Here is a 13,252-nt window from a genome sequence, read left to right on the forward strand (position 1 = left end):
TTAACGCTGGCCGCAGCTGCCTTGGGCGGCCTGGCTCTGTAGCCCGGCCTGGTCGCCTTCTGCGAGCTGGCCTTGTTGCACCAGCTTGGCCAGGGCGCGGTTGTGGCAGGCCAGGTAGGCGCCCTTGTTACGCCAGGGTGAGCTGAAGCCCCGGGGCGAGCTGCAGGGGCACAGCTGGGCCAGGGAGCAGCCGTTAGCCTGGTCCACGGCTTCGCCGAGCGGCGTCAGGGGGCACTGGTCGGCACCGGCCAGGATGCCGTCTTCGTCGGCATCCGGATCGCAGGCGTCGCCCTGGCCATCACCGTCGAAGTCGGCCTGATTGGGGTTGGCGATGGCGGGGCAGTTGTCCCCGTCGTTGGCCAGGCCGTCACCATCAAGGTCGCCGTCACAAGGGTCGCCCTGGCCGTCGTCATCGCTGTCGGTCTGGTCGTCGTTGGCCAGTAATGGGCAGTTGTCCTGGCCGTCGGCCACACCGTCGTTGTCGTCATCACCGTCGCAGGCGTCGCCCTGATTGTCGCCGTCGGCATTGTCCTGGCCGGGGTTGGCGGTGACGGGGCAGTTATCGGCGCTGTTGGCCACGCCGTCGTTGTTGTTGTCGGCGTCGCAGGCATCACCGATGCCGTCAGCGTCCATGTCGGCCTGGTCGGGGTTGGCGGTGATGGGGCAGTTGTCGGCACTGTCTTCCCGGTCGTCGTTGTCGTCATCGTTGTCGCAGGCATCGCCCAGGCTGTCGCCATCGGTGTTGTGTTGTTCCGGGTTGGGGGTGACAGGGCAGTTGTCCTGGGTGTTTTCCAGGCCGTCGCCGTCGGCATCGCCGTCGCAGAGGTCCCCTTCGCCGTCACCGTCCTGGTCGGCCTGGTCCGGGTTGGCGGTGTTGGGGCAGTTGTCCTGGCCGTCGTCCACGTCGTCATTGTCCTGGTCGGTATCACAGGCGTCGCCGATGCCGTCGCCGTCGGCATCCAGCTGGTCGTAGTTGGCCACCAGGGGACAGTTGTCGTCCCGCCAGTTGTTGAAGCCGTCGCCGTCCAGATCCTGGTCGCAGGCATCGCCGGTCTTGTAGCTGACGCCGTTCACCTGGACGGTGTCGCCGTCGCTGTCGGCCTGGTCGGTGTTAGGGATCAGCTCGCAATTGTCCTGGTCGTCGGCAATGCCGTCCTGGTCGTAGTCGTAGTCATGGCTGTTGTCGCAGTCATCGCCGGTGCCGTCCTGGTCCGCGTCCCGTTGCCAGGGGTTGGCCTGGTCCGGGCAGTTGTCGTGGCTGTCGGGCAAGCCGTCGCCGTCGGCATCGGTGAGGCTGCGGATCACGTTGCCGCCACCGCTGCCATCACCGCCGCCGTCGCCGCTGCCGTCTTCGGGCAGGCGATAGACGGCGTTCAGCACGGCATTGTAGGCGCAGGGCTCGGGCGGGTCGTAGTCCGGCCCGGCCTGGGGGCTGCGGTAATGGAGGGTGACCGAATGGCCCCGGACGTCCACCTCCGGAGTGCAGTTGTCCTTGATGTCCAACTGAGGCTGTGACACCTGGTCCAGCACCAGGCGCTGGCCCTGGGCGTTGTAGGCGGCGCCGGAATAGATGAAGGTGATATGGAAACGGCCCCGGGCGCCATTGGCGGTGGTCCAGCTGATCTGCTGGGCGTAGCAGACGCCGGGCAGGCTGGGATCCACCTGCCAGGCGTTGTTGTTGTAGAGAATGGGCAGGTCGTAGCGGCCCGGTCCCTGGGTATCGTTGGTGACCGGCGGCGCCGTGCCGGGCTCGGCATCGCCCAGGGCGCAGCTGCTGGTGTCCTGGATCAGCCAGCCCAGCCAGCCGGTGGCGCCCCAGTAATTGCTCTGATCGTAAACCCTGGTGGCAGAGCGGATATAGTTCACGCCGTCCAGGTTCTGGAGCTGGCGACCGACAAAGCTGTTTTTGGTGTAGATCTGGGCCACCACGGGGTTGCCGAGAGGGTCATGGGCCTGTACGTCCACTCTCATAGCCTGGTTTTGGCCCTCTCCCCAATAGGCCAGGACCGGGTTGGCCAGCAGGGACAGGGCGAGCAGGGTCAGCCGGCGGCGGCCCCGGGCTTGGTTTGGCGTTGGCATGGTGCGTCTCCTTGATAAGGCCAGGGGCGCCTGGGGTTATTCCCAGGCGCCGTCAGGGTTTCCTCGTCAGTGGTTCTTGGCGAGGTTGCAGCTCAGCTCCGAAACCTTGGCGACATGGGCCGGCATCGGGTCAGCCAGGGTTCGGCCAGCGAGCCGGTCCGACTGGGTGAACATGCCTGCGGTGCGGCTCAGGCAGGCCCGGTAGCTGGCGTCGTCAGGCCATAACAGGTTGCTGTCTCTGGGGCCTTCACAGGGGCAGAGCTGGGCCTGGGAGCAACCGCTGGCCGGGTCCACCGGTACATCGGCGGGGGTGAAGGGGCACTGGTCTAGCGCTGTCGGCACGCCGTCGTTGTCTTTGTCATGGCAGGCCGGGGCGTCCCGGGTGCAGTCCCGGGCCTGGTGGCGGGCGCCGGTGTAGAGGGTGGGCAGGTAGAGGTCGCCCACGAAGACGCTGCTGGCGGCGCCGGGCAGGGCCAGGAGAAGCAGGGCGGTCGCCAGGATGGGACGACTCCGGTGAAACAGCTTGAAGGAACAGGAACGCATGGCATGGCTCTCCGGGTTGGGGCGGCGTGCCGCCCGGTGGTCCCGAAAACCGGGACTGTTATTAGGAGAAGCGACGATGGGGGCCAGTCATGCCCAGCTTTTTTCCTGGTAGGAGGAGTTCAGCGTCAGAATAGGCTGCCCTGAGCGAACTGGGGTTCCGGCAGCGCCTCCAGCCCGGGTTGCCTTGCCCTGATCCTGTCATAGAAAAGCCGGGCCAGCTCAGGGGCGCGGTCGTTATCGGCGCTGTGCACAAACAACATGGGGCTGAGCCCCTCCTCCAGCCACTGCGAGAGTTTCTCTATCCAGGGGGTCATAAAGGCGTCGTTGGCTTTTGGGTCCGGCAGACCCACGAAGCGCACCACAGGCTGTTTGGCGGTGGCCACGGCATGTACCGGCACCCGGGGTTTCTTCTGCTGGGCGTCCAGCAGCACGGCGTCGCTGGCCGGCACCGAGAACACCGGCCGGGCATCCATGATGATACGGTCGGCGCCACAATCCGCCAGCAGCCGGTTCAGGGCCAGCTCCGCCTCGCCCTTGGCGAAGAAGGCCAGGTGGCGCACCTCCACCGCCACCGGCAGGCCCGGCGGCAGGGCATCCAGGAAGGCGGCCAGGGCCGGCAGCTGCTCGGGGCCGAAACGGCTTGGCAGCTGCAGCAGGTAGCGGGCAGTCTTGGCGTGCAGCGGCGCCATCGCCTCCAGGAATTCGGCCAGTTCCTCGTCGACCTGATGCAGGCCCTTATGGTGGCTGATGGCCTGGGGGAACTTGAAGGTGAAGCGAAAGTGTTCCGGCACGCTGTCCGCCCAGCGCCGGGCGCTGTCCGGCGAGGGCAGGGCATAGAAGCTGGTATTGCCCTCCACGGCGCTGAACACCTGGGCATAATGGCTGAGGTGGTCACGCTGGCTGGCCCCGGGCGGGAACAGCTGGCCTTTCCAGGCCGGGTGGGACCACATGGGGCATCCGAGATAAAGCATGGCGGCAGTCTACCCCATGTCGGCGCCACGTTGGATCCCCGCCCCCGGGGTCGTTATAATCGGGCGCCATTAATATGACGTAAACGCTGGCGGGGTCCATGCCCTCGCACCGGTTCCATTAAAGGAAAGACAGATTCATGCGCAGCAACTATTGCGGAGAAATTCGGGAAGCCCACATCGGCCACACGGTCAAGCTGGTGGGCTGGGTCAACCGTCGCCGTGACCTGGGGGGCGTGATCTTCGTCCAGCTCAGGGACCGCGAGGGCATCGTGCAGGTGGTGTTCGACCCGGATCTGCCGGAAGTCTTCGAGGTGGCCAACAGCCTGCGGGCCGAGTTCTGCGTACAGATCGAAGGTGTGGTGCGGGCCCGTCCCGAATCCCAGGTCAACGCCGACATGGCCACCGGTGCCGTCGAGATCCTCGGCAAGCAGCTGACCATCCTCAACAAGGCCGCGCCCCTGCCCATCGCCCTGGACGACCACCAGAAGAACAGCGAAGAGGCCCGCCTCAAGTACCGCTACCTGGATCTGCGCCGTCCGGAAATGAGCAACCGCATCATCTTCCGCGCCAAGGTCACCGGTGCCGTGCGCCGCTATCTGGAAGACCAGGGTTTCCTGGACATCGAGACCCCCATCCTCACCAAGGCCACCCCGGAGGGTGCCCGCGACTACCTGGTGCCGAGCCGCACCCACAAGGGCAGCTTCTTCGCCCTGCCGCAGTCGCCGCAGCTGTTCAAGCAGCTGCTGATGGTGTCCGGTTTCGACCGTTACTACCAGATAGTCAAGTGTTTCCGTGACGAGGACCTGCGCGCCGACCGCCAGCCGGAATTCACCCAGATCGATATCGAGACCACCTTCCTGAGCTCCGACGAGGTGCGCGCCATCACCGAGGGCCTGGTCCGGGATCTGTTCAGCAAGCTGATGAAGGTGGAGCTGCCCCAGTTCCCCACCATGAGCTACCAGGAAGCCATGACCCGCTTCGGCTCCGACAAGCCGGACCTGCGCAACCCCCTGGAAATCGTCGACGTGGCCGATCTGCTGGCCCACGTGGAGTTCAAGGTGTTCTCCGGTCCCGCCAATGATGCCAAGGGCCGGGTGGCCGTGATCAAGGTGCCGGGCGGCGCCAAGCTGTCCCGCAAGCAGCTGGACGACTACCAGAACTTCGTCGGCATCTATGGTGCCAAGGGCCTGGCCTGGCTGAAGGTCAACGACAAAGACAAGGGCCTGGAAGGCCTGCAGTCCCCCATCCTCAAGTTCCTGGACCAGGCGGCCGTCAGCGGCCTGCTGGACCGCACCCAGGCCGAGGACGGCGACATCCTGCTGTTCGGTGCCGACAGCTACCGCGTGGTCACAGACGCCCTGGGCGCCCTGCGCCTGAAGCTGGGCGAGGACCTGGGCCTGACCCGCCATGACCAGTGGGCGCCGCTGTGGGTGGTGGACTTCCCCATGTTCGAGGAAATCGACGGCCAGCTGCACCCGCTGCACCACCCCTTCACCAGCCCGGTGGGCGTGACCCCGGCCGAGCTGGAAGCCAACCCGGCTGCGGCCCTGTCCGACGCCTACGACATGGTGCTCAACGGCTGCGAGCTGGGCGGTGGTTCCGTGCGTATCCACGACAACGAGATGCAGAAGGCGGTATTCCGCATCCTCGGCATCGGCGACGACGAGGCCCAGGAGAAGTTCGGCTTCCTGCTCGAGGCCCTGCAGTTCGGTGCGCCGCCCCACGCCGGCCTGGCCTTCGGCCTGGACCGCCTGGTGATGCTGATGACAGGCGCCAGCTCCATCCGCGACGTGATGGCCTTCCCCAAGACCACCACCGCCGCCTGTCCGCTCACCGACGCCCCCAGCCCCGCCAACCCCCAGGCCCTGGACGAGCTGAACCTGGTGGTCAACAAGGTCGAACAAGAGCAGTAAGCCAAGGAGATCTTATGGCGGGGCACAGCAGCAGGGCCAATATCCGGCCCCGCTTTATCGCCACCGGGCCGGGCGCCGGCAACCTGGAAGGGCGCTGTTGAGCCGGCTCATCCTCGGCATCGACCCCGGCTCGCGCATTACCGGCTACGGCCTGGTGCGCCAGACCGGGGTTCGTTTTGCCTACGTGGGCAGTGGTTGCATCCGGGTCAGCGCCGACAACCTGCCGGACCGCCTCAAGCAGGTCCACGACGGCGTCACCGAGATCATCCGCCAGTTCCAGCCCCAGGAGATGGCCATAGAGCAGGTGTTCATGGCCAAGAACGCCGACTCGGCCCTGAAGCTGGGCCAGGCCAGGGGCGTGGCCATACTGGCCGGGCGCCAGGCGGAGCTGCCCGTGGCCGAGTATTCGGCCCGCCAGGTCAAGCAGGCGGTGGTGGGCACCGGCGGCGCCGACAAGAGCCAGGTGGCGCACATGGTCACCCAGATGCTGAAGCTGCCGGGCACGCCCCAGGCGGATGCCGCCGACGCCCTGGCCATCGCCCTGTGCCATGGACACACCAGCACCAGCCTGAATAAGATGGCGTTAACCAACCTCAAGCAGGTCCGCGGCCGACTGCGCTGAGCGACCCAAGGACAATCATGATAGGACGACTGACCGGGATCCTGGCCCTCAAGCAGCCCCCCGAAGCCCTGATCGACGTGGCCGGTGTCGGCTACGAAGTGCAATGCTCCATGCAATCCTTCTACGCCATGCCGGCCGTGGGCAGCGAGGTCTGCCTGTGGACCCACCAGGTGGTGCGCGAGGACGCCCACCTGCTGTTCGGCTTCGTCAAGCCCGAGGAGCGGGCCCTGTTCCGCATCCTGATCAAGGCCAACGGCGTCGGTCCCAAGCTGGCCCTGGCCATCCTCTCCAACCTGTCGGTGCAGCAGTTCGTCACCATCGTCTCCCACGGCGACGTCTCCACCCTAGTCAAGCTGCCCGGCGTCGGCAAGAAGACCGCCGAGCGGCTGCTGGTGGAGCTGGCCGACAAGCTCAAGGATTTCGGCGAGCTGGCCACCCCCTATACCGACGCCGCGCCCCTGGACATGGAGGCCCACAACGGCTTCGAGAGCGCGCCCGCGCCGGAGGACGACGCCATCGCCGCCCTGGTGGCCCTGGGCTACAAGGGCGCCCAGGCGGAGAAATCCGTCAAGAAGGTGGCCAAGGCCGGCATGAGCTCGGAAGATCTCATCCGCGACGCCCTCAAGGCCATGATGTGAGGCAGCCATGATCGAAGCAGACCGCCTGATCGCCCCCGACGCCAAGCTCGACGACGAGGTCATCGACCGCGCCATCAGACCCAAGTCCCTGGCCGACTACCAGGGCCAGGACCATGTGCGCGACCAGATGCAGATCTTCATCGAGGCGGCCCGGCGCCGTGAAGAGGCCCTGGATCACCTGCTGATCTTCGGCCCGCCCGGCCTCGGCAAGACCACCCTGGCCAACATCGTCGCCAACGAGATGGGGGTCGGCATCAAGACCACCTCGGGCCCTGTGCTGGAGAAGGCCGGCGATCTGGCGGCCATGCTCACCAACCTGGAGCCCAACGACGTCCTCTTCATCGACGAGATCCATCGCCTCAGCCCGGTGGTGGAGGAGGTGCTCTATCCGGCCATGGAAGACTACCAGCTGGACATTGTCATCGGCGAAGGCCCGGCGGCCCGCTCCATCAAGATAGACTTGCCCCCCTTCACCCTGGTCGGCGCCACCACCCGCGCTGGCTCCCTGACCTCGCCGCTGCGCGACCGCTTCGGCATAGTGCAGCGCCTGGAGTTCTACAAGGTCGAGGATCTGGCCCACATCGTGTCCCGCTCCGCCTCCTACCTGAACCTGGAGCTGGACGACAGCGGCGCCCATGAGGTGGCCAGGCGCAGCCGCGGCACCCCCCGTATCGCCAACCGCCTGCTGCGTAGGGTGCGCGACTTCGCCGAGGTCAAGGGCGACGGCACCGTCAGCCGCGAGGTGGCGGCCCAGGCCCTGGACATGCTGGACGTGGACCGCGAGGGCTTCGACTACATGGACCGCAAGCTGCTGACGGCCATCATCGACAAGTTCCTTGGCGGCCCGGTGGGCCTGGACAACCTGGCCGCGGCCATCGGCGAGGAGAAGGACACCATCGAGGACGTGCTGGAGCCCTACCTCATCCAGCAGGGCTTTTTGCAGCGCACCCCCAGGGGCCGTATCGCCACCGACAGGGCCTATCGTCACTTCGGATTAAGCCGACCCGAGTAATACTGAGAGGAAAGGGAACTTCCTTGAGGCCTGCCTTGCTAACACGCCTTATGGTGGCGCTGGCGCTGGTTTTCAGCCTGGGCGCCGCCGCCGAGCCGGTCCGTTTCACCGTCGAGGGCCTCGACGGCGAGCTTGCACGCAATGTCGAGCTGTACCTGAAACAACTGCCGGATCTGGAGCCGGCCCAGGTGCGCGGCTACCGGGACGGCATCCGCCTCAAGGTGGAGCAGGCCCTGCAGGCCCTGGGTCACTACAACCCCCATGTCGACATCATCCACCGCGCCGATGCCCCCGGCGAGGTGCGTGTCGCGGTCCAGGCCGGCGAGCCGGTGCGCTATCGCAGCGTCGATATCCAATTGCTTGGCGAGGCCGGCGACGACGACGCCTTCCAGGCGCTGCTGGCCCAGTCCCAAGTCCGCCTCGGCGCCGTGCTCAACCACCCCCACTACGACGACCTCAAGGCCGGCCTGACCACCTTGGCGCTGCACCGCGGCTACTTCGACGGCACCTGGCAGCTAAGCGAGGTGCGGGTCCACCCCAGGGAAAACGCCGCCGATGTGACGCTGCATTACCAGGGCGGCCGCCGCTACCGTTTCGGCGAGCTGAACATCGACAGCGACCGGCCGGTGGCATCGATACTGGCCAGCATCCAGGTGCTCGAACCGGGCCAGCCTTACCTGGCCGCCAAGCTGGCCGAGCTGAGTCGGGCCCTGTCCGCCACCGGCTACTTCCAGCAGGTACTGGTAAGGCCCCAGCTGGATGAGGCCAGGGACGGCACAGTGCCGCTCAAGGTCAGCCTCAAGGCCAAGGCCGACAACCAGGTGGAAGTGGGCATAGGGGTGTCCACCGACGAGGGCCCCAGGACCTCGCTGAAATGGCGCAAGCCCTGGATCAACGACGCCGGCCACAGCCTGGGCTCGGAGTTCAAGGTGTCGGCACCGCGCCAGGAGCTGAGCCTGGATTACCGTATTCCCCGTGGCGATCCACGCCTGCAGTTCTACTCGCTGCAGGGTGGCTTCCAGCGCCTGCACCTGGAAGACACCGACAGCCGCCGCAGCACCGCCGCCATCCACCGCTTCGACAAGCAGGAAGAAGGCTGGAACCGGGATCTGTTCATCCGCGCCGAATACGAGACCTACACCCAGGCCGACCAGGAAGACCGCAGCTTCTTGCTGATCCCCGGCATTTCCTTCGAACGCATCCGCCTGCGCGGCGGCATCGATCCCCACTGGGGCGACAGCCAGATCCTGACCTTGGAGTTCTCGGAGCGAAAGTGGGGCTCGGATGCGCGCTTTGTCCGCGCCTGGGGCCGCAGCAAGTGGCTGCGCTCCCTTGGCGACAGGCACCGCGTCATCGCCCGCATCGAACAGGGCGCGGTCTGGGTCGATGAGGTCACGGAGCTGCCGCCTTCCCTGCGCTTTTTCACCGGTGGCGACAACACGGTGCGGGGCTTCGGCTACCGCACCATAGGCCCCAGGGATGCCGACGGCGAGCTGGTGGGCGGCAAGTACAGCACCGCCCTTGGCCTGGAATACGACTACCGCTTCGCCGACCGCTGGCGCGTCGCCGCCTTCGTGGACGGCGGCACCGCCACCAACGACTACCAGGACGACTGGAAGCTGGGCACCGGCCTGGGCCTGCGCTGGCTGACCCCCATAGGGCCCATCCGCTTCGATCTCGCCTTTGGCGTCTCCGAGGTCCATGTGCCCTGGCGTCTCCATTTCGCCATGGGGGCCGTGCTGTGAAGGCCTTGAAATGGCTGCTGATCACCCTGGCCAGCCTGGTGCTGGTGCTGGGCGCCCTGCTGTGGGGACTGCTGCTCACCGAGGGCGGCAACCGCCTGTTGTGGCGCCAGGCCCAACAGGTACTGCCGCAGCTGAGCGGCGAGCTGGTGTCCGGCAGCCTTGGCCAGGGCTGGCGGCTGAGCGGCCTGGGCTGGCAGGACGACGGCTTCAGCCTGGAAGTGGACCAGCTGCGCCTGGCCTGGTCCCCCTGGGCGCTGCTGAGGGGCGAGCTGCCGGTGCAGGCGTTGGACATGCAGAACGTCAGGATCCGGCTGGCAAACCAGGCCGGGACTGAGCCAGGCGAGGCAAAGGGGCCAGGCAGGCTCAGCCTGCCCATCAGGTTGGAGCTGGAAAAGGTCAGGGTCGAGGACCTTCGGCTGGAGTCCGAGGCGGTGAACCTGGCCCTGGACAGCCTCAGCCTCAGCGGCCACTGGTACCGGGACCGGCTGGCCCTCAAGGGCCCCGAGATACAGGGCCTGGTGATCACCACCAGGGCGGGCGACAGCCCGCCCGAGGCCGATGGCGAGCAGCCACCGACGCTGCCCGCCCTGGCATTCCCCCTGGCCGTGCAGGTGCGCGAGCTGACCCTGAAGGACGGCCGCTGGCGCCAGGGCGAGCAGTACCAGGCCCTCGAGCACCTGGCCCTGGACGCCAGGGCCGAAGGCCACCGGCTGACGGTGGAGCGGCTGGTTCTCAGCCAACAACTGGCCGAAGCCAGCCTTAGCGGCCAGGTCGCCCTCCGCGACGGCTATCCCCTGGAGTTGCAGCTGGCGCTGTCGCCGACCGCGGCCCTGCTGGACGGGCAGCTCAAGGGCCAGACCCTGGCCCTGACGGCATCGGGGGAGCTGGCGGCGCTCGATGCCCGCCTGGTGCTCGACGGTCCCTTGCCGGCCCAGGCCCGCCTCCAGGCAAACCTGCTCGGCAGCGAACTGCCGTTCAGCCTGGAGCTGGACTGGCAGCCCTTCACCCTGGCGCTGCCGGGGCAGGGCGAGCTTGCCCTGGCAGCAGGCCGCCTGCAGGCCCAGGGCAGCCTGGCGCAATACCAACTGCGCCTCAATGGCGAGCTGGCCTCCTCGCCCTGGCTGAGCCAGCCACTGGGCCTGGCCCTGGCCGCCAGGGGCGACCTGGCCGGCCTGACCATCGACAGCCTGGGCGCCAACACCGCAAAGGGCAGCCTGGTGGCGACCGGCCGGCTGGACTGGCAACAGGGCCTGGACTGGCAGGGACAGCTGCGCCTGGAGAAGCTGGATCCGGCCCTGCTGACACCCCAGTTCAGCGGCGCCGTCTCCGGCACCATTGACGGCACCTTCTCCCTGCAAGGCACGGCCTGGCGCCTGGCCGCAGAGCCGGTTCTTCAGGGCGAGCTGCTGGGCTATCCCCTGGCGGCCAAGGGTGCCTTGAGCCTCAACGACAAGATGCAGGGCCGGGTTGAGCAGCTGCTGCTGCGCCAGGGCCCCAACCGCCTGAGCCTGGACGGCGTGCTGGCCGAGCAGTGGCGGCTGCAGGGCAGGCTGGAAGCGCCGAACCTGAGCGCCCTGGGGCCCGGCTTCTACGGGAGCCTGTTGGGGCGATTGGAACTGAGCGGGCCCGCCGCCGAGCCGGTGCTGGCCCTGGCCCTTGAGGGCGATGTCCTGGGCCATGACGAGCTTGAGCTTCGCGGCCTGAAGCTGGAAGGGCGCCAGGCCCTGCTGGGCAAGCTCGGCGGCGACTGGCGCTTGCGGCTGGCCGAGGTGGCGCATCCGGCCTTCAGCGCCCGTGAGCTGCGCCTAGAAGCCGAGGGCGATCGCACGTCGCAGCGGCTGAGCCTGGCCTTTGCCGGTGAGCCGCTGGCCGCAGAGCTGGCCCTGAGCGGACGCCTGGACGGCGGGCACTGGCAGGGCCGCTTCGACACCCTGACCCTCGACACCCCGCTCAGCCGCTGGCAGCCGGACCGCCAGGTAGAGCTGGACTGGCGGCAGGCCGGGCGGCGCCTGGGGATAAACAACCACTGCTGGCGCTCCAAGGGGGCGGCCCTGTGCCTGGACGAGACCCGCCTTGGCGCCGAGACGGGGCAGGGAGGCTTCCAGATCCGGGATCTGGATCTGGCCAGGCTGGCCCCCTTCCTGCCCGAAGGCTTCGGGTGGCAGGCGGTGCTGGCCGGCCAGGGACGTTTCGCCTGGCAAGGCGGGGAGCCCGAGCTTGCCCTGGCGCTGACCACGTCGCCCGGGCAGATCCACAGCGGCGAGCTGGTGGCCGACTACCGGTCGCTGTCCCTGCGGGCCGGCATCGACAACCAACAGCTGGATGTGGAGCTGGCCTTTGCCTCGGCGCAACTGGGCCGCCTGGAACTGCAGGCCAGGGTCGGCGAGCTGGACGGGGACAGGTCCCTGGCCGGGCGCTTCCGGCTCGATGAGCTGACCCTGGACTGGCTGGCGCCGCTGCTGCCGGAGCTGCGCCGCCTCAGCGGCCGGATCCAGGGCCAGGGGCGCCTGGACGGCACCCTCAAGGCGCCGCTGCTCTATGGCGAGCTGGCCCTGGGTGACGGACGGGTGGAGACGGCCTTGGATGTGGTGACCCTGAGCGAACTGCACAGCACCCTGACCATCACGGGAGACAGGGCCAGCCTCAGTGGCGAGACCCAGGTCGGCGAGGGGCGGCTCGGCCTGGACGGCGAGCTGGACTGGCGACAATGGCCCATGACCGGCCAGCTCAGGCTGCGTGGCGAGAACCTGGCAGCCGGCTACCCCGGCCTCGGCAGGCTCAGGATCAGCCCGGATCTGCACGTGACCCTTGGCGAGGTGCTGGCGGTGAGCGGGGACCTGCATATCCCTTGGGCGCGGATGCTGGTGGAAGCCCTGCCGGAGAGCGCCGCCGGGTTGTCGCCGGACGTGGTGATCGTCGACGGCGGCGAACCCCGGCGCCAGGACAAGGGGCTGCCGCTGCGCCTGGCGGTGACCACCCACCTGGGCGACGACGTGCGCCTGGAGGCCTTTGGCCTGAAGACGGCCCTGACCGGCAGCCTGACGGTCAGGCAGCGGCCGGGCAAGGCCATGGTCGGGGAAGGGGAGGTGCGGCTGAACAACGGCACCTTCAAGGCCTATGGCCAGAACCTGGTGATCCGCCGCGGCTCCATCCTCTTTACCGGTCCCCTGGCCCACCCGGATCTGGAGGTGGAAGCCATCCGCAATCCCAAGGCCATGGCCGACAGCAACATAGTGGTGGGGGTGCGGGTCAGCGGCTCGGCCCAGAAGCCCGAGGTGGCGATCTTCTCCGAGCCGGCCATGGAGCAGGCCTTGCAGCTGTCCTACCTGCTGCGCGGCAAGGGCCTGGAGGACGAGGACGAAAGCGACAGCAACGTGCTGATGCAGTCGCTGCTGGTCAGTGCCGGGATCAGCCAGCTGGGCGGCGTGGTCAGCCAGCTGGCCGAGGGCCTGGGCATGCAGGACGTGATGCTCGACACCAGCGGCGCCGGCGATCAGACCCAGGTCAACATCAGCGGCTACCTGCTGCCCGGGCTGCAGCTGGAATACGGGGTCGGCGTGTTCTCCTCCGTGGGCGAACTCAGGCTGCGCTACGAGCTGCTGCCGCGGCTCTACCTGCAGGCCGTCAACGGCGTCGATCAGGCCGTGGATCTTTTCTATCGGTTTGAATTTTGAAGGTAAAATGCTTCTGTTAGCATTCGCCGTCATACTGCATTAAGCCTATCAAGGT

At 67.6% G+C, this 13,252-nt stretch carries 9 protein-coding genes; 6 read left to right on the forward strand and 3 right to left on the reverse strand.

What is annotated here, in order from left to right:
• From WDB71_RS04940 to WDB71_RS04950, 3 genes are all read right to left on the reverse strand, one after another.
• Nucleotides 1-2,079, reverse strand: coding sequence for a thrombospondin type 3 repeat-containing protein (locus tag WDB71_RS04940; RefSeq protein ID WP_341503533.1), 2,079 nt, complete (start codon nucleotides 2,077-2,079; stop codon nucleotides 1-3).
• A gap of 66 nt (nucleotides 2,080-2,145) precedes the next feature.
• The gene (locus WDB71_RS04945; RefSeq protein ID WP_341503534.1) at nucleotides 2,146-2,622 is read right to left on the reverse strand and encodes a hypothetical protein; all 477 of its coding nucleotides are present in this window, start codon (nucleotides 2,620-2,622) and stop codon (nucleotides 2,146-2,148) included.
• Nucleotides 2,623-2,747: 125 nt separating this feature from the next.
• Nucleotides 2,748-3,593: a DUF72 domain-containing protein gene (locus WDB71_RS04950; RefSeq protein WP_341503535.1), complete on the reverse strand. Its 846-nt coding sequence runs from the start codon at nucleotides 3,591-3,593 to the stop codon at nucleotides 2,748-2,750.
• A gap of 137 nt (nucleotides 3,594-3,730) precedes the next feature.
• Between WDB71_RS04950 and aspS the strand changes: the two genes are divergently transcribed.
• The 6 genes from aspS (at nucleotide 3,731) to WDB71_RS04980 (ending at nucleotide 13,197) form a co-directional block, all read left to right on the forward strand.
• Complete coding sequence (aspS, locus tag WDB71_RS04955) at nucleotides 3,731-5,506, forward strand: aspartate--tRNA ligase (protein WP_341503536.1); 1,776 nt, start codon at nucleotides 3,731-3,733, stop codon at nucleotides 5,504-5,506.
• A gap of 97 nt (nucleotides 5,507-5,603) precedes the next feature.
• Entirely contained in the window at nucleotides 5,604-6,128 is a 525-nt protein-coding gene (gene ruvC / locus WDB71_RS04960) for a crossover junction endodeoxyribonuclease RuvC (protein ID WP_341503537.1), read from the forward strand.
• Between the two features lie 17 nt (nucleotides 6,129-6,145).
• Nucleotides 6,146-6,766 carry a Holliday junction branch migration protein RuvA gene (ruvA, locus tag WDB71_RS04965; RefSeq protein WP_341503538.1) on the forward strand — a complete coding sequence of 207 codons (621 nt, stop codon included), beginning with the start codon at nucleotides 6,146-6,148 and terminating at the stop codon, nucleotides 6,764-6,766.
• Nucleotides 6,767-6,773: 7 nt separating this feature from the next.
• Nucleotides 6,774-7,778: a Holliday junction branch migration DNA helicase RuvB gene (ruvB, locus tag WDB71_RS04970; protein WP_341503539.1), complete on the forward strand. Its 1,005-nt coding sequence runs from the start codon at nucleotides 6,774-6,776 to the stop codon at nucleotides 7,776-7,778.
• A 35-nt stretch (nucleotides 7,779-7,813) separates the two neighbouring features.
• The gene (locus WDB71_RS04975; protein WP_341503540.1) at nucleotides 7,814-9,523 is read left to right on the forward strand and encodes an autotransporter assembly complex family protein; all 1,710 of its coding nucleotides are present in this window, start codon (nucleotides 7,814-7,816) and stop codon (nucleotides 9,521-9,523) included.
• Nucleotides 9,520-13,197, forward strand: coding sequence for a translocation/assembly module TamB domain-containing protein (locus WDB71_RS04980; protein WP_341503541.1), 3,678 nt, complete (start codon nucleotides 9,520-9,522; stop codon nucleotides 13,195-13,197). Before WDB71_RS04975 ends, WDB71_RS04980 begins: the two co-directional genes overlap by 4 nt.
• The last annotated feature ends 55 nt before the right edge of the window (nucleotides 13,198-13,252 follow it).

This window comes from Gallaecimonas sp. GXIMD4217 (assembly GCF_038087665.1).
In the GTDB taxonomy this organism is placed as follows: domain Bacteria; phylum Pseudomonadota; class Gammaproteobacteria; order Enterobacterales; family Gallaecimonadaceae; genus Gallaecimonas.

Coding starts and splice junctions, on each gene's coding strand:
- aspS (WP_341503536.1), top strand. CDS start 3,731: ATGCGCAGCAACTATTGCGGAGAAATTCGGGAAGCCCACATCGGCCAC.
- ruvB (WP_341503539.1), top strand. CDS start 6,774: ATGATCGAAGCAGACCGCCTGATCGCCCCCGACGCCAAGCTCGACGAC.
- WDB71_RS04945 (WP_341503534.1), bottom strand. CDS start 2,622: ATGCGTTCCTGTTCCTTCAAGCTGTTTCACCGGAGTCGTCCCATCCTG.
- WDB71_RS04940 (WP_341503533.1), bottom strand. CDS start 2,079: ATGCCAACGCCAAACCAAGCCCGGGGCCGCCGCCGGCTGACCCTGCTC.
- WDB71_RS04950 (WP_341503535.1), bottom strand. CDS start 3,593: ATGCTTTATCTCGGATGCCCCATGTGGTCCCACCCGGCCTGGAAAGGC.
- ruvA (WP_341503538.1), top strand. CDS start 6,146: ATGATAGGACGACTGACCGGGATCCTGGCCCTCAAGCAGCCCCCCGAA.